The sequence below is a fragment of the Kluyvera cryocrescens NBRC 102467 genome (assembly GCF_001571285.1).
GTDB lineage: Bacteria > Pseudomonadota > Gammaproteobacteria > Enterobacterales > Enterobacteriaceae > Kluyvera > Kluyvera cryocrescens.
Map to the genome: position 1 here is coordinate 60,137 of NZ_BCTM01000007.1, position 23,098 is coordinate 83,234.

General features: G+C 56.3%; 21 protein-coding genes. 7 read left to right on the forward strand and 14 right to left on the reverse strand.

The annotated features are described in order from the left end of the window. Positions 1–2 precede the first annotated feature (2 nt). Entirely contained in the window at positions 3–1,106 is a 1,104-nt protein-coding gene (phnW, locus tag KCR01S_RS05130) for a 2-aminoethylphosphonate--pyruvate transaminase (RefSeq protein WP_061280522.1), read from the reverse strand. A 196-nt stretch (positions 1,107–1,302) separates the two neighbouring features. Between phnW and phnR the strand changes: the two genes are divergently transcribed. The 5 genes from phnR (at position 1,303) to phnV (ending at position 5,958) form a co-directional block, all read left to right on the forward strand. Further along, entirely contained in the window at positions 1,303–2,022 is a 720-nt protein-coding gene (gene phnR, locus KCR01S_RS05135) for a phosphonate utilization transcriptional regulator PhnR (RefSeq protein WP_061280525.1), read from the forward strand. 144 nt (positions 2,023–2,166) lie between these two features. Further along, entirely contained in the window at positions 2,167–3,180 is a 1,014-nt protein-coding gene (phnS, locus tag KCR01S_RS05140; protein ID WP_061280528.1) for a 2-aminoethylphosphonate ABC transporter substrate-binding protein, read from the forward strand. Positions 3,181–3,185: 5 nt separating this feature from the next. Continuing rightward, the gene (phnT, locus tag KCR01S_RS05145) at positions 3,186–4,295 is read left to right on the forward strand and encodes a 2-aminoethylphosphonate ABC transport system ATP-binding subunit PhnT (RefSeq protein ID WP_061280530.1); all 1,110 of its coding nucleotides are present in this window, start codon (positions 3,186–3,188) and stop codon (positions 4,293–4,295) included. Between the two features lie 2 nt (positions 4,296–4,297). Then, positions 4,298–5,158, forward strand: a complete 861-nt coding sequence (gene phnU, locus KCR01S_RS05150; RefSeq protein ID WP_061280533.1) for a 2-aminoethylphosphonate ABC transporter permease subunit — start codon at positions 4,298–4,300, stop codon at positions 5,156–5,158. A 2-nt stretch (positions 5,159–5,160) separates the two neighbouring features. Further along, entirely contained in the window at positions 5,161–5,958 is a 798-nt protein-coding gene (phnV, locus tag KCR01S_RS05155; RefSeq protein ID WP_061280536.1) for a 2-aminoethylphosphonate ABC transport system, membrane component PhnV, read from the forward strand. 53 nt (positions 5,959–6,011) lie between these two features. On the opposite strand, the gene KCR01S_RS05160 is transcribed toward phnV, so the two are convergent. The 4 genes from KCR01S_RS05160 to KCR01S_RS05175 form a co-directional block, all read right to left on the reverse strand. Next, entirely contained in the window at positions 6,012–7,394 is a 1,383-nt protein-coding gene (locus tag KCR01S_RS05160) for a carbohydrate porin (protein WP_061280540.1), read from the reverse strand. 160 nt (positions 7,395–7,554) lie between these two features. Next, complete coding sequence (locus tag KCR01S_RS05165) at positions 7,555–7,857, reverse strand: PTS lactose/cellobiose transporter subunit IIA (protein ID WP_146751502.1); 303 nt, start codon at positions 7,855–7,857, stop codon at positions 7,555–7,557. 84 nt (positions 7,858–7,941) lie between these two features. After that, positions 7,942–9,264, reverse strand: coding sequence for a PTS sugar transporter subunit IIC (locus tag KCR01S_RS05170; RefSeq protein WP_061280543.1), 1,323 nt, complete (start codon positions 9,262–9,264; stop codon positions 7,942–7,944). Between the two features lie 13 nt (positions 9,265–9,277). Beyond that, on the reverse strand, positions 9,278–9,592 hold the full coding sequence (locus tag KCR01S_RS05175) for a PTS sugar transporter subunit IIB (protein ID WP_061280995.1): 315 nt from the start codon (positions 9,590–9,592) through the stop codon (positions 9,278–9,280). 285 nt (positions 9,593–9,877) lie between these two features. On the opposite strand from KCR01S_RS05175, the gene KCR01S_RS05180 reads away from it, so the two are divergent. Further along, a complete protein-coding gene (locus tag KCR01S_RS05180) occupies positions 9,878–10,828 on the forward strand; it encodes a LacI family DNA-binding transcriptional regulator (protein ID WP_061280544.1) in 951 nt (316 codons plus the stop codon). 75 nt (positions 10,829–10,903) lie between these two features. Here the strand turns inward: KCR01S_RS05180 and KCR01S_RS05185 are convergent, their stop codons facing one another. The 9 genes from KCR01S_RS05185 to KCR01S_RS05225 form a co-directional block, all read right to left on the reverse strand. After that, on the reverse strand, positions 10,904–11,197 hold the full coding sequence (locus tag KCR01S_RS05185) for a YicS family protein (protein ID WP_061280547.1): 294 nt from the start codon (positions 11,195–11,197) through the stop codon (positions 10,904–10,906). 203 nt (positions 11,198–11,400) lie between these two features. After that, a complete protein-coding gene (locus KCR01S_RS05190; RefSeq protein WP_061280549.1) occupies positions 11,401–12,303 on the reverse strand; it encodes an EamA family transporter in 903 nt (300 codons plus the stop codon). Between the two features lie 93 nt (positions 12,304–12,396). Next, positions 12,397–13,848 carry a PTS N-acetylmuramic acid transporter subunit IIBC gene (gene murP, locus KCR01S_RS05195; protein ID WP_061280552.1) on the reverse strand — a complete coding sequence of 484 codons (1,452 nt, stop codon included), beginning with the start codon at positions 13,846–13,848 and terminating at the stop codon, positions 12,397–12,399. Positions 13,849–13,870: 22 nt separating this feature from the next. Beyond that, positions 13,871–14,770: an N-acetylmuramic acid 6-phosphate etherase gene (gene murQ / locus KCR01S_RS05200; RefSeq protein ID WP_061280555.1), complete on the reverse strand. Its 900-nt coding sequence runs from the start codon at positions 14,768–14,770 to the stop codon at positions 13,871–13,873. Between the two features lie 162 nt (positions 14,771–14,932). Beyond that, positions 14,933–16,096 carry a multidrug effflux MFS transporter gene (locus KCR01S_RS05205; protein WP_061280560.1) on the reverse strand — a complete coding sequence of 388 codons (1,164 nt, stop codon included), beginning with the start codon at positions 16,094–16,096 and terminating at the stop codon, positions 14,933–14,935. 91 nt (positions 16,097–16,187) lie between these two features. Beyond that, positions 16,188–17,552 carry an efflux transporter outer membrane subunit gene (locus KCR01S_RS05210; RefSeq protein ID WP_061280565.1) on the reverse strand — a complete coding sequence of 455 codons (1,365 nt, stop codon included), beginning with the start codon at positions 17,550–17,552 and terminating at the stop codon, positions 16,188–16,190. Between the two features lie 3 nt (positions 17,553–17,555). Then, complete coding sequence (locus tag KCR01S_RS05215) at positions 17,556–20,660, reverse strand: efflux RND transporter permease subunit (protein ID WP_061280568.1); 3,105 nt, start codon at positions 20,658–20,660, stop codon at positions 17,556–17,558. Continuing rightward, entirely contained in the window at positions 20,660–21,781 is a 1,122-nt protein-coding gene (locus KCR01S_RS05220) for an efflux RND transporter periplasmic adaptor subunit (protein ID WP_061280571.1), read from the reverse strand. Before KCR01S_RS05220 ends, KCR01S_RS05215 begins: the two co-directional genes overlap by 1 nt. Before the next feature lie 134 nt (positions 21,782–21,915). Further along, positions 21,916–22,485, reverse strand: coding sequence for a TetR/AcrR family transcriptional regulator (locus tag KCR01S_RS05225; protein ID WP_061280573.1), 570 nt, complete (start codon positions 22,483–22,485; stop codon positions 21,916–21,918). Positions 22,486–22,675: 190 nt separating this feature from the next. Here KCR01S_RS05225 and KCR01S_RS05230 point away from each other — a divergent pair, with 190 nt between their 5' ends. Beyond that, positions 22,676–23,092: a GNAT family N-acetyltransferase gene (locus KCR01S_RS05230; RefSeq protein ID WP_061280577.1), complete on the forward strand. Its 417-nt coding sequence runs from the start codon at positions 22,676–22,678 to the stop codon at positions 23,090–23,092. Positions 23,093–23,098: the final 6 nt, after the last annotated feature.

Genomic DNA, 23,098 nt, shown 5'->3' on the forward strand with positions numbered 1-23,098 from the left:
CCTTATTTTGTCCAGTACATGGCATTTTTGACGGCGGTGAGCAGGGCGGAGATATCCGCATCGTAGACTTCGCCAATGTTGCCAATGCGGAAGCAATCGCTTTGCGACACTTTGCCTGGATAGATAACAAAACCCTGTTCTTTCAGTAAGCGGTAGAACTCTTTGAAGCGATACTGTGGGCTCTCCGGCGAATAAAACGCGGTGATGATCGGCGAATGCAGCTCATCGTCCAGTAGGGTGTTAAAACCCAGTTCGCGCATCCCGGCAACAAGTCGGCGCTGGTTTTGCTGGTAACGCTGATGGCGTGCGGAAACGCCGCCTTCGTCGGCCAGTTCTTTGAGTGCCTGGGCGAACGCCAGCACGGTGTGCGTCGGCGAGGTAAAGCGCCACTTGCCGTGGTTATCCTCCATACAGCGCCATTGGGCGTAGAGATCCAGCGACAGGGAACGCGAGCGGCCTTTGCATTCAGCCAGTTTATCCGCACGGGCGATCACGAAGGCAAAGCCCGGCACGCCCTGAATACATTTGTTGGCGGAGCTGATCAGATAGTCGATATTCAGCGCGGCAATATCCATCGGGATGCCGCCGAAGCTGCTCATGGCATCAACGATATAGGTTTTGCCGTACCGCTGAGCCAGCGCGCCAACCTCGGCGATCGGGTTGAGCATCCCGGTGGTGGTCTCACTGTGGACCATGGCAATATGCGTGATGGCGCGATCGGACTGCAAAATGGCCTCGATGGCCGCGACGTCAGGGCGATCGACTTCCCCACAATCATAGGCGTGGTGGGCAATATCCATCATCGTGGCCATCTCGACCATCCGGGCACCGTATGCGCCGTTGCTGACAATCAAAACCTTATCCTGCGGCGCAAGCGTGCTGCCCAGCACGGCTTCAACGGCATAGCTGCCGCTGCCCTGTAACAGCACCGAGGTGTAGCCTGCCGCTTTGGTGGCGAGCGACGTGAGCTGATGGCGGATCTCTTCAACCACGCCAAGGTTGTAATCGTCATCCCAGGTACAGCTGTCGAACAGCATCGCTTCTTTCACGGTGCGTGAGGTGGTCAATGGGCCAGGAGTCAGCAGCAGATAGTTACGCGAAGTCATGTTATTTACCTTTGGTCTATACCAGATTTGCATTTATCATGACGATCTTTCCGGCAAACGGTCAAAGGAAAAATGGCGCTGCAACAAAAAATTCATCTATCAGCGCCATCCTTCAGGCAGCATCTACGCGAGTGGTACGAAGGATTTGGCGGATTTATCTGTATAATGACGACAGGAAAAGTGACAGCGAGCGAGCATGAAATCTATCCCGGGCGATATTCCCCAGTACCTGCTAATCAAGGCGCAGCTGCAGGCGCGCATTCAGAGCGGTGCATTAAAAAGCGGCGATAAGCTGCCGTCTGAACGCGAACTGTGCGCGATCTTCAACACCACGCGCATTACGATTCGTGAAAGCCTGGCGCAGCTCGAATCCAGCGGGCTCATCTGGCGCGCCGATCGCCGCGGCTGGTTTGTGACGCCTGAGCGTCTGTGGCTGGATCCGACCCAGAACACCAACTTCCATAAGCTGTGCCGCGAACAGGGACGTGAGCCGAAAACCGCGTTGTTGAGCGGGCAGTTGACCACCGTGCCGGTCGAGGTGATGGAGCCGCTGCAATTGCAGCCGTTTGATCAAATCTATCTGCTGACGCGCCTGCGCTACGCCGATGGCCGCGCGGTTTGCTACTGTGAAAACCACTGCCTGCCAGCCCGCGTGCCGGAGCTGCTGCAGTACGATCTCAACGGCAGCCTGACCGAGGTGTATGAGGCCAACTACAACCTTGTCTATACCAGCATGCACCTGTCGTTTTATCCGACCGCGATGCCCGCGCAGGCCGCACAGGCGCTGGGCGTAATGGAAGGACGCCCGGCGCTGCTGCTGCGCCGCCTCAACTACGATCAGCATGGCCGTGTGCTCGATCTGGATATTGAGTACTGGCGTCACGACAGCCTGCGCATCGAGGTCGATACCCACTGAAAAAACCGGGGGAGCGGCACGCTCCTTCGGTGACATTCTGCACTTTTCTTCCCCCTTTCATCGTTTTGTCATAATCGGCGTTTAGCGTAAAAAGCAAATCTGGTATAGGCCAGAAAACAAAACATACGCTACGAGGCTATTACGATGAAACTCTCCCGACTTGCTCTGCTGTCTGTTTTTGCGCTCGCCAGCGCCCCTTCCTGGGCGGAATCGGTGGTTACGGTCTACTCCATCGATGGTTTGCACGATGGCGATAACAGCTGGTATCAGACGCAGTTTGACGCATTCACCAAAGCGACCGGCATTACCGTGCGCTACGTCGAAGGCGGCGGTGGCGTGGTGGTTGAGCGTCTGGCTAAAGAGCGCACCAATCCGCAGGCCGATGTGCTGGTCACCGCGCCGCCGTTTATTCAGCGAGCAGCGGCGGAAAAGCTGCTGGCGAACTTTAAAACCGAATCCGCCGCATCGATTCCAGGCGCGAACGATGCCTATTCCCCGCTGGTGAAGAACTATCTGAGTTTTATCTACAACGACAAACTGCTAAAAGCAGCGCCGGCTAACTGGCAGGAATTGCTCGACGGCAAATACAAAAACAAACTGCAATACTCCACGCCGGGCCAGGCGGCAGACGGCACCGCGGTGATGCTGCAGGCTTTCCACAGTTTTGGCAGCAAAGAGGCCGGGTTTGATTATCTGGGTAAGCTGCAGGCCAATAACGTCGGGCCATCGGCGTCAACCGGCAAACTGACCGCGTTGGTTAACAAGGGTGAACTGTACGTGGCCAACGGCGATCTGCAGATGAACCTGGCGCAAATGGAACGTAACCCTAACGTGAAGATCTTCTGGCCAGCCAACGACAAAGGCGAGCGCAGCGCGCTGGCGATCCCTTACGTGATTGGCTTAGTCCAGGGTGCGCCTGAGAGCGAAAACGGTAAAAAGCTGATTAACTTCCTGCTGAGCAAAGAGGCGCAAACCAGCGTCAGCGCGCTCTCCTGGGGGATGCCGGTACGCAGCGACGTGGCGCCGGAAGATGCTCACTACAAAGCGGCGACCGCAGCGCTTGCGGGCGTGCAAAGCTGGCAGCCAAACTGGGATGAGGTCGCAGTATCACTGTCGTCTGATATCGCCCAATGGCACAAAGCGACCGACAGCGAGTAAGCCTGATGCTGATGAAAACGACCGCCGCTCACTCCTCTGCACTGCAGGGGACATCGGGGATTATCCTCGACTCGCTGCGCGTGGCGTATCACGGCAACGTGGTACTCAAACCGCTCTCTTTAACCATTGAGCCCGGGGAAGTGCTGGCGCTGATTGGCCCCTCAGGTTCCGGAAAAACCACGGTACTGCGTGCGGTGGCGGGGTTTGCCCAGCCGGCGGGCGGTCGTATTTTGATTGGTGATACGGATGTCACCCATCTGCCGCCCTACAAACGCGGCCTGGCGATGGTGGTACAAAACTACGCACTGTTTCCTCATCTCAAAGTGGAGGATAACGTCGCGTTTGGCCTGCGGGCGCAGAAGCAGCCTAAAGCGTTGATCAATGAACGCGTGGTGCAGGCGCTCAAAACGGTAGGGATGAGCGATTACGCCACGCGCTATCCGCATCAGCTTTCCGGTGGGCAGCAGCAGCGCGTGGCGATTGCCCGCGCTATTGCCGTGCGCCCGCGCGTGCTGCTGCTGGATGAGCCGCTCTCCGCGCTGGATGCGCAAATTCGCCACAACATGGTGGAAGAAATTGCCCGCCTGCACCGGGAAATGCCGGAATTAACCATTCTTTACGTCACCCATGATCAAACGGAAGCGCTTACGCTTGCCGACAAAATCGGCATTATGAAAGACGGTTCGATGATTGCTCACGGTGAAACCCGTGCGCTGTACCAGCATCCGCCTAACCGCTTTGCCGCTGAATTCCTCGGACGAGCCAATATTCTTTCCGCTACCGCGCTGGGCATCAGCGATGCGCCTGGGCTGGTGGATGTAAGCTGCGGCGGCGCGGTGATTCGCGCATTTAGCCAGGGCAGCCATCACGGTTATAACAAACTGCTGTGCATTCGCCCGCAGCATATGAGCCTGACGCCGCGTTCGGCCAACAGCAATCGCTTCAACGCCACCCTGCAATCGGTGCACTGGCAGGGGGATTTAACCCATCTGCTGTGCGATGTTGGTGGGGAATCGGTCCGTATCGTGATGACCCATGTGAACCCGCTGCCGCAGGCCGGTGACCGGCTGGCGCTGTGGTTTGAGCCTGATGATGCTGTCCTGATTGAGGTATAACGATGTCGCTCACTCTGACGCTGGAAAAATCGACCCCGCTTTTGCGCCCGTTCCTGTGGCTGTCTCTGCCGCTGCTGGTGCTGGCAACGCTGTTCTTCTGGCCGCTGTCGCTAATTGTCGAGCAGGCGCTACGCGATAACAGCGGCAATATCGGCCTGCAAACCTTCTGGCAGGTGATGGAGTCGAAACGCTTTATGGCGGCGTTGATGAATACGCTGCAAATTGCGCTGCTGGCGACCGCCGGATGCTTAGTACTGGGCAGCGTGCTGTCGCTGATCCTGGTGTTTATTCCGTTTCCCGGCAGCGATCTGATTGGCCGGGTAGTCGATACCTTTATTGCGCTACCGACCTTTTTAATCACCCTGGCGTTCACTTTCATCTATGGCTCGGCGGGGCTGCTGAACGGCGCGTTGATGAGCCTGTTTGATTTCGAACTGCCGCCGGTCAACTTTCTTTACTCCATGCAGGGGGTGATCCTGGCGGAGATTACCGTGTTTACGCCGCTGGTGATGCGCCCGCTGATGGCCGCATTGCGGCAAATCGATAAAAGCCAGCTGGAGGCTGCCAGCATTCTTGGCGCTCACCCGCTGCGGGTGATTGCGCAGGTCATTTTCCCTGCGGCGCTGCCGGCGCTGTTGGCCGGCGGCAGCCTGTGCCTGCTGCTGACGACCAACGAATTCGGCATTGTGCTGTTTATTGGTGCCAAAGGCGTGAACACTCTACCGATGATGGTTTACAGCAAAGCGATTTTGGAGTCTGACTACAGCGTCGCCTGCATGATTGCGTTAATGAATATTCTGCTGTCGCTGGGGCTGTTCGCACTGTATCGACTGGCGGCATCACGCAGCGGGAAAAGGAGCTAACCATGTTGATTTGGTCACGCAAAGGGCGCGTTGCGGCGGGAGCGGTGGCGACGACGCTGTTTGCCATCTTCTTTTTGCTGCCGCTGGCGGTGATTTTAATGTCCAGCCTTAGCCAGCAGTGGAGCGGGATTTTGCCGAGCGGCTTCACGTTCATCCATTTCGTCAATGCCTTCCGCGGCGCCGCGTGGGATGCGCTCTTTTCCAGTTTGCTTATCGGTTTTTGTGCCAGCCTGTTCGCGCTCGTTTGTGGCGTATGGGCGGCGCTGGCGCTGCGTCAGTACGGCGTGAAGGCACAGCGCTGGCTGAGTATGCTGTTTTATCTGCCAAGTGCCATTCCTTCCGTTTCCGTCGGGCTGGGAATTTTGGTGGCGTTTAGCCAAGGGCCACTGCAAATGAACGGCACGCTATGGATTGTGCTGACGGCGCATTTCGTACTGGTATCGGCTTTCACGTTCAGTAACGTCTCAACCGGGCTGGCACGCGTGTCGGCGGATATTGAAAACGTAGCCTCAAGCCTCGGTGCTTCGCCGTGGTATCGTCTGCGGCACGTGACGTTACCGCTGTTGATGCCGTGGATGATGTCGGCGCTGGCGCTGAGCCTCTCGCTGTCGATGGGGGAACTGGGGGCGACGGTCATGATTTATCCGCCGGGGTGGACCACGCTTCCGGTCACCATATTTAGCCTGACCGATCGTGGAAATATTGCCGATGGCGCGGCGCTGACCATCGTGCTGGTGGCGATCACTTTGCTGCTGATGATGAAGCTGGAGCGGATAGCGAAGAGATTAGGGCAGAGGTAAGGCGGCCCCCCTCTCCCTGATGAAGAGAGAGGGGAACCGGCTTGCGTTTTAGCTTAGAACCAGGCTTCGAACATACCGCCGACGTTCAGCGAATCCAACTGCTGGTCTTCGGTGCCGTTCACCTTCGCCGTGCGCTTGTTGTCGACCTGACCGCCGGTCACGTAGAAGCGCAGCATTGGACGGAACTCAGGCCCCATACCGATGGCGATGTTCTGCGACAGCGTCAGCTTCCAACCGTGGTTATCACCGCCCTGATCGTAATCTACGCGCTGATAACCCGCTTCCAGCCAGGTCGAGTGCACGTCGTTCCAGAAGTACATTGGACGTACAATTGCGCCGTAGTTTTTACGGTTGTCAGTGTTGTCTTTGCTGTTGTCATAATCGTGGAAAGCCAACAGGTATTCGATCTGCGCCTGCTGCGTAAACTTATAGTTGCCCTCAAAGCTGGCGTAGATAGCTGTTAAGCCATTGGTTTTATTGTATACACTGTTATCCGAGTTATCGGAGTAGCGCAGAATAACCTTGTTCACGCCGCTGTCGTTGGTGTGGCTCAGCAACAGCCCGCCCTGCCAGGCATCCAGCTGCTCGTCGTTATCCACCGCTTTAGAATCAAAGCCGTAGTTGGCGTATACCTCAACGTCGATCGGGCCCGCTTTGATATTGTGGGTTTTGGTGGTCAATGCATAATGGCCGTCATCCCCGGTGTCGGAGCTGCCGGTACAGGTGATGCGCGATGGGTTTGATTCATCCGCCATCACTTCTGGGCTACAGGATTTCACCTGCGAGACGGTGGCCACATCAAACTGCACGCCGCCGATATCAAAGTTTTTCACCCCGGCACCCTGGCCGTCGTGGTTCATCCAGAAGTAGTCGTTGATGCCCTGTTGCGGACGCTGGTGGAAGTCGCGACCGGCCCAGATATAGGCATTCGGGTTCGATTCCAGCACGTTAGTCACGCCGACGTAGGCTTTTTTCAGGTTAACCTCGTCGCTCCAGTGATCGAACATGACGTTGATATCCCAGATGGCGCCTTTGCTGCTCTTAAAGGCTTTGGTTATCTGGAATTCGCCACCGTTGCCTTCGTTGCCCAGACGGCCTATCGCCGAGGCGCCGTTATACGAACCATCCACGCCGACATATTTCTGATCGCCGGCCTGGAAATGCGCGCCGTAGCGGGCGTAGCCGCTAAACTTCAGGCCGAATGGAATGGCCATGTCCGGCGTTTGCGCAGCCGTTTGTGGGTTGGTTTCCAGATCCACTTTCTTCGCCGCGGCGGCGTCCATTTTAGCCTGGCGGTCCGCCAGTGCTTTATCGACAGCCTTGGCCACAATGGCGTCGATTTGGTCCTGAGTAAATTCTTGTGCCATTACCGAAGAAAGCGGGCAAAGCGCGGCGATAACCGCCATAGCTAATGGAAGTTTTTTTACAGTTTTCATGGTTATCTCAAATTAATTAATTATATTTTCAGACAATAACCATCCCGTTCCGGTGAGAATGCATTAACAACACCAAAACAAGCTGATTCTATTTTTATTTAGTAGGGTACAGTTAAATAATTATCGTAATGAAGTTCTCCGTAGCCAGATAAAATAAATATTAACGTTGATACAGATGAATAATCTCTTCCGATAATTCACGCGCAAGTAAAGAGTTCATCAAATGATCCTGGGCATGCACCATAATTAACGTCATTGGCTGACGTGCCTCGCCGGCATCCTGTTCAATCAGCCTGGTCTGCATGTGGTGCGCTTGGCGGGCGTAGCCATCGGCTTCCCGCAGCAGATTTCTGGCTTCTTCCATTTCGCCCTGACGGGCGGCGTGTAATGCTTCGAAGCACAGCGATCTGGACTGACCCGCGTTAATGATAATTTCCATTACCGCGTCTTCTAATCCAACCATAATAAGGCCCCCTGACTGGTTAAAGTCATTATTCAAAAGGTCGGAAAATAATGTATTACTGCTTAATAGATAAAACGGTGGTGCTTAACTGACGGTTTCAGCCAATGGTGATGTTGCTTTTAATTTCTGCTCTTCGCTTTTCATTAATGAACGCTCGTAAGCGCGGAGGAACGGTAAATACATGGCAGCAGAAATCAGCATACAGATAATGCACATAATCACCGGACTCAATGCCCAGTTTGCCGCCCATGAAGCGCCAATCGGTGCCGGGGTGGTCCACGGGGTCAGCGAAACCACTTGAGCCAGCCAGCCGAGACGGGTAGCGGTATAAGCAATCACGGCATTGACCATCGGAATGCAGACGAACGGAATAAACATCATCGGGTTCATAATAATCGGTGCACCGAACAGAATCGGCTCGTTGATATTAAAGAAGCTCGGCACGATGCCCATTTTACCGATGGTCCGCAGGTGTGCGACGCGGCTGCGCAGCAGCAGGAACGCCAGCGGTAAAGTACAACCCACGCCGCCAATCAGCAGATAGTGATCCCAGAAACCTTGCAGATAAACGTGCGGTAACACGGTGCCCGCCGCCAGTGCGGCCTGGTTAGCGGAAAGGTTAGCCATCCAGAACGGGTTCATGATCCCGGTGACAATCAGCGAGCCGTGGATCCCGGCAAACCAGAAAATCTGGCACATCAATACCGACAGCAGAATCGCTGGCAGGGAGTCGGAGGCGGACACCAGCGGTGCCAGTACGTGCATAATCGCCTGCGGTAAAATCATTCCGGTTTGCGCTTCGATAAACAGGTTCAGCGGGTGCAGCGTACCAATCACCACCAGAACAGGGATCAGGATCTCAAACGAACGCGCCACGCCGGTTGGTACCTCTTTCGGCAGACGGATAGTGACGTTGTTTTGCTTGAGCCACGCATAAACTCGGGTGGAGTAAATGGCGGTGATAAGTGCGGTAAAAATCCCCTGACCGGAAAGATACTGGGTGGAAATTTTGCCGTCAGCGTACGGTGCAGCCACCAGCAGGAAAGCCATAAACGCCAGCAGGCCGGACATTACCGGGTCGAGATTAAACTGGCGGCCAAGACTGGCGCCAATACCCACAGAGATGAAAAACGTCATGACGCCCATGCTGAGGTTGAACGGCAACATCAGCTGGTCGCGATACTGCGCCGAGAAATCGAGCCAGCCGCGGGCAAAACCGTTGGTGGTATCCGGCGAGAATGGAGGGAAAATAAACACCAGCATGAACGAGCCGATGATCATAAACGGCAGCGCGGCGGTAAAGCCGTCACGAATGGCGATAACGTATTTTTGTTGTCCGAGACGACCGGCCAACGGGGTGATTGATTGCTCGATAATGGCAACCATGGACTGATAGAGTGAACTCATTGGGATACCCTAGTTAGTTCGCCGCGGAAATCAGCGACAGAGCATAATCCAGTACTTTGTCACCCCGTTGCATTCCGTAGTCCATGGTATCAATCGGCTGGACGGGAATATTTTGGGTGGCGGCCTTGTCTGACAAACTTTTTAACATGTACTTCACCTGCGGCCCCAGTAACACCACCTGATATTGCGGGTACTGGGTATCAAATTCGGACACACCGTAGGCATCTATTTTTACAGGTAAATCCCGCTCCTTCGCGGCTTCCAGCATCTTTCTGACCAACATGCTGGTCGACATTCCGGCGGAACAGCACAGCATAATTTTGTACATCGACGACCCTCTCCTAAATGTAAACAGTTGTTGCGAGCATGATTTGATATGAAACTGAAACCGGTTTCTATTCATAAAAATTAGAAGTGTGATACCCATCAATTTCTCCTGCTTATGGGACTGATTATTTCGCCCTGGCTCACATAATTTTCCCGCTTTCGGATGAAATGGACATCAAATGGACAATCGGTTTCCATAAAAAAGGGAAACGGATATACTACCGACAGCTATAATTTGAGCCGTTGCTGTACAGAGGATTTACAGAAGGCCTTTCAGGGGAGAAAGATGTCTACAATCAACGATGTATCACGTTTGGCCGGAGTGTCTAAGGCCACAGTTTCACGTGTGTTGAGCGGTTCACGAGGGGTGAAAGAAGCCAGTCGGCTGGCGGTGCTGCGGGCGGTTGATGAACTGAACTATCGGCCAAATGTGATAGCCCAATCGCTGCTGAGTCAATCCACCGGCTGCATTGGCGTTATCTGCGCAATGGATAACATTAATCAAACCACCGGCTATCTCTATGCGCTGGAAAAACAGTTCAGCCAGCATCAAAAACACCTGCTGCTGCGCTTTGCCAATACGCGCACCGGCGTTATGTCGGCGCTGGATGAGTTGAGCAACGGGCTGTGTGATGATGTGTTGATTATCGGCGCACGATTTCCGTTAGAGGTGGAGAGTGAAAACGTGGTGCTGATCGATTGTCCGGAGGCGGAGACCGTCAACAGCATTCAATTCGATCACGTGTTTGCCGCAGAAACGGCCTGTAATTACCTCGCCAGTCAGGGGCGGCGGCAGATTGCGCTGATCCAGCCGTTTGGCAGTGGTTTTGCCGATGATGTGCTGCTGGGCTACAAGCACGGGCTGGAGAAAAACTTCCTGCCGTTTAATCGTAACCTGGTGTTTATGAACAGCACGTCATCCACCGTGGCGCTGCAGGAGTTACTCAATAATGCCAGCCTGGTCAGCTTTAATGCGCTGCTGGTGGCCGATGAACAAGAAGCGCAGCGGGTGATCCCGCAGCTGTTGGCCTTCAACAAACGGGTGCCAGAAGATGTGATGGTATTTAGCCTTGCCGGTTCTCTGCATCTGCCCGGCATCCCGACCATTCCGGCGATTGAGTACTCTATGGACGCTATTGCCGCGCGGATCGTTCACTGGCTGGAAGAGAAAACGCAGACGCCGGGCCACACCGCGTTTCGCGGTGATTTAATCATTCCGGATATGCGTCCGCGTTAACGCTGGGCTATTTTTGGGCGCTTTCAAAACGAGGCCGGATGATGAGGCTATCTTATCCGGCCTGCGATGAGCGGGTTATTGGCTCGGGCACTGAATACGTTTAATCGCCTGCTGATAGCCTGCTTTATCGTTCTTTTCCAGCGCGCGCGTTGCACTCTGCACCGCCGTTTTATTCTCCGCAGATTCCAGAACCCGGTTGGCAAACTGGGTATCAGACAGCCCGCTGTTGGTTGGGCAGTTCAGCTTGACATCCTTTAGCACCTGCTGTTTTTGCTGCTCAAATTTTAGCCCTTCCAGCGGCGCAGCCATGGCGACGGCAGGCAAAATCAGGCAGGTCACGAGCGAAGCGGTAAGAGCGATCTTTTTCATTACGGATATCCTTATAGTTAACGCATTGGGTTAACTATAAGACGCATTTCGCGCGGAGTCATTTTGCTTCACGGTTTCCATGAAAATGAAGGCATTGCAACGGGACGCCAATCTTTATCTTCGCCACTCGAAATGCAAACCGCGGATAGCCCTGAATGACGCGATCGTGCATCGCCGCGCGTGGCCCAATCGGACCATTCTACTTAAGCCGTTTTGGTTCTGCGGCGCGAATCCAGCGAAATCAGGATAACCGACGAGAGGATCAGAAACGTGCCCAGCCAGTCCGGCAGGGTAAAGCTAATACCGAGCAGCAGCAGCGACAAAAAGGCGCTACTCAGCGGCTCAGCGCAGCTCAGGATGCTGGCTTTCGGCCCACCAATCATCTGCGCCCCTTTCAGATACAGGCTAAAGGTGAGGGAGGTTCCAATCACCACCAGGTAGAAGAATGCCAGCAGCAAATTGCCGGTAATGACCACCTGCGCGCCATCGCCCGCGTAGAACGGCAGCAGCATCGCGCCGCCCAGCAGCATACTCCAGCCGACGATAGGCAGCGTGCCGTAGCGAGCAATCAGTGCCGAGGGGTAAGTGGTGTAGAACGCGGCGGCAAACGCCGAGGCGATTCCCCAAAATAGCGCCGCGCCGGAGATGGACAGCGAAGTGGGGTCGCCGTGGGTCACCAGCAGGAATGTGCCGATCAACGAAGTACCGATAGCGGCGCATACGAAGGCTCCCGGACGTGCTTTACGCACGAGGGCAAACCAGGCCACGATGATGGTGGGCGACAGGAATTGCAGGACGGTTGCCGTCGCGGCATTAGACTTCTCAATGGCCATCAGGAAGGTTAACTGCACGGTCATTGCGCCAACGAGGGAGAACAACAGCAGGCTGAGAATATCTTTACGGTTTTTCAGAATGCGGAAAATACCGTCACCGTGCAGGAAGGAAAATGTGAGCAGGATAAAGCCACCGGAGAGCAGACGAATCATGGTCAGAAACGGCGACTGCATCTGACTGTTTTCCATAATGTACTGCGCGCAAACGCCGGAACTTCCCCACAATATTGCCGCGATCAGTACGTTTAGCATCCCTTTTCTGGTGGTGCCCATTTTTTCCTCTACCCTGTCATATGATTATATTTTGGTAGGCATCATAGCATGGTGAGAGGCTTGCCCCCAGCGGTGCGCCGGGGGCAAAAAGGGTTAGCTGAGATCGACGTTTTTACTGCCGAAAAGCCAGGTCAACAGGAAGCCGAACAGGTAGGCGACGGCCAGTCCCGCCACGTAAACCGCCATCCCGGCATAGATGCCGCTGCCGGAGGTCATCAGCGGAATCGCCACCAGGCCGGAAGGGCCAAAGACTGTGTTCAGCCCAACGGGTAGGCCCATCCAGGCCACCAGGCCGATGAAGAAGCCGCCGCAGGCGCCGCCAAGACAGGCGGTGATAAATGGCTTCATGCGCGGCAGGGTCACGCCGTAAATCAGCGGTTCGCCCACGCCCAGCAGGCCAGGAATGATCGCCCCTTTAATCTGCGTGCGCAGCAGAGAACCCTGTTTGGCGCGATAGTAAAGCGCCAGCGCCGCACCGACCTGGCCTGCGCCTGCCATGGCCAGAATGGTGAACAGGGAGTTGAATCCTTGTGCTTCCATCAGCGCGAAGTACACCGGCACAAAGCCCTGATGCACACCGAACATCACCGCCAGCAGGAACAGCCCGGCGAGCACCGCAGAGCCAAACGGGTTGCCGTTAAGATGCAGGAACAACCAGGACATGCCGGTAAACAGGTAGCCGCCGATAGGCATGATCACCACGAAGGTGATGGCGCCCATAATCAGCAGCGTGACCGCCGACGTCAAAATCATATCGAGGTTAGCCGGCATGATGCGACGAACTTGTTTTTCCACCCAGGCCCCGAGGATCGCCGCGATCAGCACGCCAATAATATTGCCGCGCGGATCGATTGAGTGACCGAAGAAATCGGAGATCCCGGAGTAGAAACCGACCGCGGCCTTCGGGTCATAGCCCAGGATAAACAGCGCGGCGATAATCGCCCCGTTGACGCCGGAGCCGCCAAAGGCCTTCTGAGTGTTATAGCCAATCAGAATGCTCAGGAAGGTGAACATGCCCTTACTGAACACTTTCATATAGCTGATGACATCAACCAGCGTGGCGTTGGGATGGGCGTTTTCCAGCACGAAGAGTTGTTCTGCCAGCGTCGCGAAGCCCAGCAGCAGGCCGACGGCGATAAAACCGGGGATCAGCGGCGTAAAGATGGTGGCAAACTTGGCGAGGAACTTCTGTACGCTACCGGTCTGCTTGCCCTTCAGCTCCTGCTTTTTGGCACTCGCAATGTCTGCCAGCGATGCTGCAGGTGCGCTCTCTTCCTGAACGACCGGAGCCTCTTCCAGCAGCTGATTCATCAGTTCAGCGGCGGTTTGCGCTTTACCCGGGCCGAGGATTATCTGGAACTGTTCGTTGCTCACCACCACGCCCATCACGCCTTCTACCTGACGGATGGCGGCGACGTCTGTCGGCTCTTCGCTGCGCAACGTCAGGCGCAGACGCGTCATGCAGTTACCCGCCTGCACCACGTTTGGCGCACCGCCAACCAGAGCGAGGAGGCGCGCTATCATCTCTTTATTTATCTTTGCCATATCACTCTACCTGTTTGACGGATTATTTTTGCAGTGCTTTGCGGATAAAGCCGTTGTTGTTCGCCAGCAGCGTTTTGGCTTCGTCGGCGTTCAGGTTGGCCAGCACCATGACGATTGCGGTTTTGCAATGGCTGCCGCAGGCGTTCAGCGCGGCCTGCGCGGTATCGCGGTCGCATTCGGTCGCTTCCATCACAATGGAAACCTGGCGTTCAATCAGCTTGGCGTTGGTGGCTTCGACATCCACCATCAGGTTGCTGTAAACCTTGCCGCTGCGGATCATCGCACCGGTGGTGATCATATTCAGCACCAGCTTCTGCGCGGTACCGGCCTTCAGACGGGTGGAGCCGGTTACGACTTCCGGGCCAACCACCGGGGTGATGGCGATATCGGCACGCTGGGCCATTTCACCGTGCGGGTTGCAGCTGACTATCGCCACGAGCGCGTTTTGCTGATGGGCGTATTCCATGGCTCCCAGCACGTATGGAGTACGGCCGCTGGCGGCGATGCCAACCAGAACGTCGTGCTGGTTAAAGTTCAGCGCCTGGAGATCGGCCGCGCCCTGAGCGGCGTTATCTTCAACGTTTTCCACCGCCTTCAGAATCGCGGTATGGCCACCGGCAATCAGGCCAACCACCTGCTCCGGACGAGTGCCGAAGGTCGGCGGGCATTCGCTGGCATCCAGGATCCCTAATCGCCCGGAGGTGCCGGCGCCGATATAGATCAGACGCCCACCCTTGCTAAAGGCGGCCGCAACGCTGTCGACCAGCTTGGCAATCTGCGGAATATACGGCGTGATTGCGTGAGCAACCAGCTGATCTTCCTTGTTAATCACCGTCAACATCTCTTCGGTGGAAAGGGTGTCAATATTGGCGCTGTTCGCGTTACGTCGTTCGGTCAGCAGTTTGCTCAGGTCGATACTCATCGGAAAACCTCATCATTCACAGTGGCGGGCAGTATAAGGAATTATTTATTCCATTCATGTGAAGGTTATCACGATTGGTGTTGAAGGGTAATGGGGAATTTGTAGATGTGGCGGGAAATGTCACGGCAATAGTAGTGGAATATTTTATTACCGTGACGTCTTTTACTGCGCAGGTTGATGCTTTTGAAGACCGAAAAACAGGGCGATAGCGTAGGAAATCGCCATCGCGAGAGACATTTTCAGCATCGTTTCGCCACCGAGGCCGGCCAGCGGAGCGGCAATACCGCCGCACACGAACATCAGCGTACCCATCAGCGCCGACGCGCTGCCCGATTGTTCACTGCTGACGGCGCTCATGGCTTCAGAGCCCGAGACGGTGCTGATGCCGCTCATGAATGAAACGGTAAAGAACAGGCCAACCAACGCCGGAATCGCCAGATGCAACGAGGCCAGCAGTACGGTCACGAGCGCACAGGCCACCGCCAGCAGCAGCCCACGGCGCAGCAGCGTTTCGGCGGCAATACGATGGGAGAGGCGGGAAAAAATCAGCGCGGCGATAATCAGACCGATGCCGTTAAGCCCAAATAGCAGACTGAACTGCATGGCGCTCATCCCATATTCGCTTTGAATAACGAACGATGAAGAGCCGATGTACGAAAACAGCCCGGCCATCATAAAGGCCTGAATCAGGCAGTAGCGCAGGAAGCGGCGGTTTTTCAGCACCGGCGTCTTCGCACGCGGTTCGCGAGCGGTGGCGCTTTTGGCGGGCAGCGTTTCATGCAGCACCACCACACTTAACAGCAGCAACACCACGCCGATACCGGCCATTGCCCAGAACAGAATGCGCCAGTTAAAGGCGGTAATAATATAGCCGCCGATCACCGGTGAAATGACTGGTGCGATGCCGTTAACGGTCATCAGCAGGGCGAAAAATTGGGTTAGCATTGCGCCCTGATAGCGATCGCGGGCAATGGAGCGAGACAGCACGGAGCCGCCGGCGCCGGCAAAGCCCTGCACGAAGCGCCAGAAGATCAGCAGGTGAATATCCTGTGTCATCGCGCACATGGCGGAGGAGAAGATAAACAGCAGTAGCGAAAGCGCGAGCGGCTTTTTACGGCCAATGCGATCGCTTAACGGGCCGAAAAATAGCTGACCGAGACCGAGGCCAATCAGCGCGGCGGTCAGCGAAAATTGCGTTTGCGTGCCGGTCGCCTGCAGCTGGTCGGTGATTTCGGGCAGCGCGGGGAGGTAAAAGTCAGTACAGAGCGGGCCGATAGCGGTCAGCAGGCCCAGCGTCAGCACCCATGAAAGGGCGATGCGTGGCATAAGATCTCCTGGATTGAATGTCGGCCGGATAAGGCGCTTATAGCCCTCTCCGGCCTACGGTGACTCTCCCAACCGGGAGAGGGGGAAAAAACTAGCTGGCTCCGCCGCCCAGCGACTGCCACAGCGTGATGCGGTTATCCAGCTCGGTCTGTTGGAGGGCAATCAGCCCCTGCTGCGCCGACCACAGAGATCGCTGTGCGGTCAGTGCGGTCAGATAATCACCCACCCCGGCCTGATAGCGCTTCATGGCAACGTCAAATGTCTGCTGTTCCGCAGCGACGTATTGGCGCTGGGCATCCAACTGCTCGTCCAGGGTTTGACGACGCGCAAGCGCATCCGCCACATCCTTAAATGCGCTCTGAATGGTTTTTTCGTAAGTGGCGATCAGCCCCTTTTTCTCCGCTTCGGCATAGCGCAGCTTCGCCATATTGCTGCCACCGCTAAACAGCGGCAGAGAAATCGATGGCGCAAATGACCACACGCTCATACCGTGGCTAAACAGCGACGACAGCGAGTCGCTGCCGACGCCGGCGCTGGCGGTCAGTGAAATCGTGGGGAAGAAATTCGCTCTTGCGGCGCCGATATTGGCGTTAGCGCTCAGCAGGTTGTGCTCGGCCTCCTGAATATCCGGGCGTTGAAGCAGCACCGACGAGGAGACGCCCGCCGGTACCAGCGTAATGGTGTTTTCACCGAGGCTTTCCAGCGTGCCCGGTAGCAGGGCGTCAGGCACCGTTTGCCCCGCCAGCAGGTTGAGGGCGTTTTTATCCTGCATCACCAGCGTTTGATAGCTGGCCACGCTGGCGCGCGCCTGCTGATAGACGCTCATCGCTGAACTCACGTCCGTCGCGGCGGCGGTGCCAATTTGCTGCTGACGCTGGACGATTTTCAGCGAGTCGGCGGCGCTGGCCATGGTCTGCTGCGCCAGCGCCAGGTTGCTGTTATCGGCCGCCAGCGTCACCCACGCGGTGGAGAGCTCGGCGATCATCGTCAGACGCGTGTTCTGCGCCGTGTATTCGCTGGCAAGCCAGGTCTCCCGCGCGGCGCGGGTGAGACTCTGGTTACGGCCAAACAAGTCCAGCTCGAAGCTGGAGACCGTGCCGTCGGCCTGCGTCGTGGTGCTGACGCCGGTAGTGGTGGTGCGGCTGCGGCTACCGGTGAGTTCCGCATTCACTGTGGGCAAAAGCGAGGCACGCGTTTCGCCAAACTGCGCGCGGGCGGCGTCGATATCGGCAATCGCTTTTTGCACATCGCGGTTGCTGTTCAGCGCCATGCTGACCACTTTGTTCAGGCGAGCATCTTTTACCACCTGCTGCCAGTTACCAATCACCGCCGTTGCCTGCCCTTGCGTACCCGGCAGCGAGGCCGGAACGGGCGCGTCGGGGCGCTGATAGTGAGGATCGAGTGACACACAGCCGACGCTCAGGAAAGCAATAAATAAAACAGAGAGACGAAACATAACTTACCCCTGACGGCGTTTACCGGCGAACAGACGTTTCACCAGCACAAAGAAGAGTGGAACAAAGAAAATGGCCAGCAGCGTTGCGGTTAGCGTCCCGCCGATAATCCCGGTACCGATGGCGATACGGCTGTTTGCGCCAGCGCCGGTCGCCACGGCCAGCGGCGTGACCCCGGCGACAAACGCCAGCGAGGTCATGATGATGGGACGCAGACGGGTTTGTGCGGCGCGCAGCGCGGCACGGGAGAGGGAATAGCCCTCGGCAACGGCGGCCTCGGCGAACTCGACAATCAATATGGCGTTCTTCGACGACAGCCCGATGGTGGTCAACAGCGCCACCTGGAAGTAGACGTCATTGCTCAGTCCGCGCATCCAGGCTGCCAGCGCGGCACCCAGCAGGCCGAGCGGGATAACCATGATCACCGAAATCGGCACCGACCAGCTCTCATACAGTGCCGCCAGGCAGAGGAACACCACCAGAATGGAGATGGCGTACAGGCTCATCGCCTGACCGCTGGCCAGTTTTTCCTGTAGCGACAGCCCGCTCCATGCCCAGGTTGACCCGGCAGGCAGATTGTTGGCAAGGGTTTCCATGGTGGTCATCGCGGTGCCGGAGCTGGCGCCGGTGGCATTTTCCCCTTGAATTTCATAAGCCGCGGCGCCGTTGTAGCGTACCAGGCTCTCCGGGCCGTATTCCCAACGCGTCGTGGCGAAGGCGGAGAACGGCGTCATGCTGTTATCGCTACCGCGCACGAACCATTTGCCGAGATCGGATGGTGCGGATCGGGAGTCGCTATCGCCCTGGATATAGACTTTTTTCACGCGCCCACGGTCGATAAAGTCATTCACGTAGGTGCCGCCCCAGGCACTGGAAAGCGTCGAGGTGACATCGCTTAGCGACAGGCCCAGTGAGACGGCTTTACTGTTGTCGATATCCACCTGCAGCTGCGGCGTTTGCGGCATATCGTTGGCTCGCACCGCGTGCAGCGTGGCGTCCTGGTTGGCTTTGCCGATCAGCTCATCGCGCATTTTCAGCAATTCAGCGCGATCGGTGCCGCCGCTGGCCAGTAGTTCGAAGGTGAAACCGTTGCTCTGGCCCAAACCATCGACCGACGGTGGCGTCATGGCGAACAGAGTGGCATCACGAATCGCCCCCAGCTCTTTGGTTGCTCGCAGCGCAATCGCCTGCGCGGTGTTTTCTGCCCCTTTACGCTCGGACCAGTTTTTCAGCGATACGAAGGCCATCCCGGCGTTCTGCCCGCTGCCGCTGAAGCTAAAGCCGTTAACGGTGAAGATAACGTTGGTGTTGTCTTTTTCGTTGTTGAGGAACCAGTTCGTGACCTGCTGGCTAACCTCTGCGGTGCGCGAGTTCGTCGCCCCCGCCGGCAGGGTGTACTGAACCATAATTTCGCCCTGATCTTCGACGGGCAAGAAGCTGCCGGGCAGTTTCCACATCGCCAGCGCCATGCCGCCGCAGATGGCCAGATACACCACCATCACCAGCCCGGAGCGGCTCAGGGTCTTGAGAACCTTGTGTTTATACTTGCGCTCGCTGGCGCCGTAAAAACGGTTAAACGCGCCGAAGAAGCCTTTTTTGTGCGGTGGGGTATGGCTGAGAATCGAGCCGCACAGCGCCGGCGTCAGGGTTAACGCCACCACCACTGACAGCATCATTGCTGAAATAATGGTGACCGAGAACTGACGGTAGATAACGCCGGTTGAACCGCCGAAGAAGGCCATCGGCAGGAATACCGCAGAGAGCACCAGCGCGATAGCGACCAGCGCACCAGAGATTTCCCCCATCGATTTTTCGGTGGCCTCGCGGGCGGGCAGCCCTTCGTCGCGCATAATACGTTCGACGTTTTCCACCACCACGATGGCGTCATCCACCAATAGGCCGATGGCGAGCACCATCGCAAACAGCGTCAGGGTGTTAATTGAATAGCCGAACAGCGCCAGGACGCCAAAGGTCCCCAGCAGTACGACCGGTACCGCCAGCGCCGGAATCAGCGTTGCGCGGATGTTTTGCAAGAACAGATACATCACGCACACCACGAGGATGATGGCTTCAAACAGCGTTTGCACCACGTCCTCGACCGAGATTTTAATAAACTCGGTGCTGTCTTTCGGATAGGCGACATCATAGCCCTGCGGCATGTTGCGCTTGTACTCGTTGATTTTATCTTTGACCAGCGTCGCGGTGCTCAGGGCGTTGGCGCCCGGTGCCAGCATCACCGCCATCCCGGCCGCTGGGTGGCCGTTGAGTTTCGCTACGGCGGTGTAATCTTCGCTGCCCATCTCGACGCGGGCGATATCGCCAACGCGAACCACTGCGCCGTTCGACTGGCTTTTGACGATAATATCTTTGAACTGTTCAACCGTTTGTAGGCGGGATTGGGCGCGAACGGTGGCGGTCAGTTGCTGGGTATCCGGCGATGGCAACGCCCCGATTTTACCGGCAGAAACCTGCACGTTTTGCGCCTCAATCGCCGTTTGCACGTCAGATGGCATCAGGGAGTAAGAGGCCAGCTTGGCTGGATCCATCCAGATGCGCATCGCGTATTCCGCGCCAAACACCTGCAGACTGCCCACGCCGTTGAGACGGGCCATCGGGTCCTGCATGTTGCTGACCAGCCAGTCGGCAATATCCGAACTGCTGGCTTTATCGGTTTTGTCGTAAACCCCCATGATCAGCAGGAAGTTGCTCTGGGATTTGACGACGGTGACGCCGGCCTGCTGAACTTCGCTCGGCAGGCGTGATTCCGCCTGCTGGACTTTGTTTTGCACCTGCACCTGCGCGGTATCCGGATCGGTTCCCTGCTCGAAGGTCACGGTGATGCTGACCGAACCGTCGGAGCTGCTGGTGGAGGTGAAGTAGAGCAGATTATCCAGCCCGGTCAACTGCTGCTCGATCACCTGGGTGACGCTGTTTTCCAACGTCTGGGCCGACGCGCCGGTATAGGTGGCGGAGATTTTAATCGACGGTGGCGCGACGTCAGGATACTGCGCGACCGGCAACGTTTTGATGGCCAGCATCCCGGCCAGCATGATCAGAATCGCGATAACCCAGGCGAACACCGGGCGCCGCACGAAGAAGCTGGAAAACATCAGGCTTTTCCTCCGTTGCTCGACACTTCAACGGGTTTGACCTGCTGCCCAACCATCACTTTCGCCGAGCCTTCGACAATCAGCTTATCGCCAGCCTCTAAACCGCTTAACACCAGCCATTTGTCGCCGTAGGTTTCGCCGGTTTCCAGCTCGCGCTGTTCGACCTTGTTATCGGCACCCACCACCAGCGCGGTGGCCGTGCCTTTGGCATCGCGGGTGATCCCCTGCTGCGGTGCCAGAATGGCGTCGTTCATGATGCCTTCGTCCACTTTGGCGCGTACGAACATCCCCGGCAGCAACTGCTGTTTCGGGTTCGGGAATACAGCGCGCAGCGTCACGGAGCCGGTCGACTCATCTACCGCCACTTCGGTCAGCGCCAGGCGACCTTTTTCGCTGTAGGTTGAGCCATCTTCCAGCATCAGCGACACGTTCATGGTGTCGCTGTTGCTCGCCAGCGACTGTTTGCGCAGGCGCAGCAGGTCAACGCTGGAACGGGTAAGATCAACGTACATGGTGTCGAGCCCGCGAATGGTGGCCAGCGCGGTGGTTTGCTCGGCGGAGACCAGCGCCCCCGGCGTGACCGACGAGATACCAATACGCCCAGCGATGGGGGCAGTGATGGTGGTCCAGTTCAGGTTGATACGAGCGCTCTCCAGCGCCGCTTTTTTCGACTCCACGCTGGCCCGGTCCTGCGCACAGGTGGATGCCGCGTCGTCGGCATCCTGACGGGAGACGCCGTTTTCTTTGACCAACTGTGCATAGCGCTGGGCTTTTGCACAGTCTGCGGCAACCAGCGCCTGCGCCTGTTTCAGCGCGGCGGCGGCTTCATTGTAGGCGGCGCGGAAGCTGTCCGGCTCAATTTGGTATAGAGGCTGGCCGGCCTTTACGTTATCGCCTTCATTAAAAAGCCGTTTCTGAATGATGCCGGTCACCTGCGGGCGGACTTCGGCGCTTAGGGCGGCGGAGGTGCGTCCGGTCAGTTCACTGACGATGGAAACGGGTTGGCTTTTTAATGTCACGATCCCGACTTCCTGCGCAGGAAGCTGCGAAGGGGCGGTGGGGGCATTATCGCATCCGCTCAGGAGAAATAATGCAGCGATGGTGGTTGTGATGTATTTCATATTTTTCTCAGGGTGAACGAAGTCCTCCTCGCGAATTAATGCGAGGATTTTAAGGGTAAACAGGCCCACGCTTCCGGAAAGCCGGAAACGACAAAAGGGGGAAAAATATTCCCCTGGAGATTAAAAGGTATTAATTATTTTGCAGTCACAAGCATATTAATAATTTCCTGATAGATTTTTTCCATCTCTTCCGGCTGTACCTGCTGTGGGACATGCCGACGATAAATGGTTCCTTCCACCATCACCGCCATCACCTCGACGCAGCTGCGAATGCGCGCCTGGCTTAGGTTCGGGTACTCTTTACTCATGTGCGCGCAGGCGTTGTTGAACATGCGTTCGTCCGCTTCTGCCAGCCAGGCCGCCACCTGCGGGTTTCGTGTGGCTTCGGCTGACATTTCCAGCATCAGGCTGTCATCGTCTTCGCTGGGGGTCATACGCCACGCCAGCATGTGCGGCATCAGATGGGTATGGGTTTTCCCTTCCATCTCGGCGATGCGATAGTCGATGATGCGGCGGATCATCTCTTCAATGATTGCGTCTTTGTTATTGAAATAACGGTAGATTTGACCAACGCTGAGTTTGGCTTCTGCCGCAATCTGCGACATGCTGGCAGCATGAAATCCGCTCTGACGGAAGCAGCGCCGCGCGGCGGCAATAATGTCGTCCTGTCGGGCTTTCTGCCGGGCTTCCAGCTTGCTGGTCATGCATCTCTCCGCATTTTGAAACAGTGAGAACGATCGTTCTCATTTTTCGCTCATTATACGTCGCTGAAGGCCGATGAAAAGCATTTTTTGAGATGATTTTTTATTTTTGAGTTTGTTCAGAAAATAATGGAGGAAAAAAGGATTTTCTGTGAAATTAATAAGTGTGGCGGGTAAAAATAATGGAGAAAATATGCCTTTTGAAATTAAAGAAGTTATTACTCTGGAAGATAAAGAAGAATTACTTGATGGGCTCCGAGCGTACAATCGTCAGTTTGTTGATACTCGCGAGTGGGGCGATGTATGCGTGTATCTGCGTGATGCGCAGGGCACCATGCAGGGCGGATTGATTGGTCAACGTAAAGGCCAGTGGTTGAGCATCGATTATTTGTGGGTGAGCGATTCGTCTCGCGGGAGCGGTGTTGGCAGCCAGCTTATCCGCACCGCTGAACAGACTGCACGGCAGAAAGGCTGCCAGTTTGCGCTGGTGGATACCATTAGTTTCCAGGCGCTGCCGTTCTATCAAAAGCAGGGATATGTGTTGAAAACGACGCTGGATGATTTCCCGCTTGAGGGGATGGCGCGCCACTATTTGACGAAGGCGCTGTAAACCCGT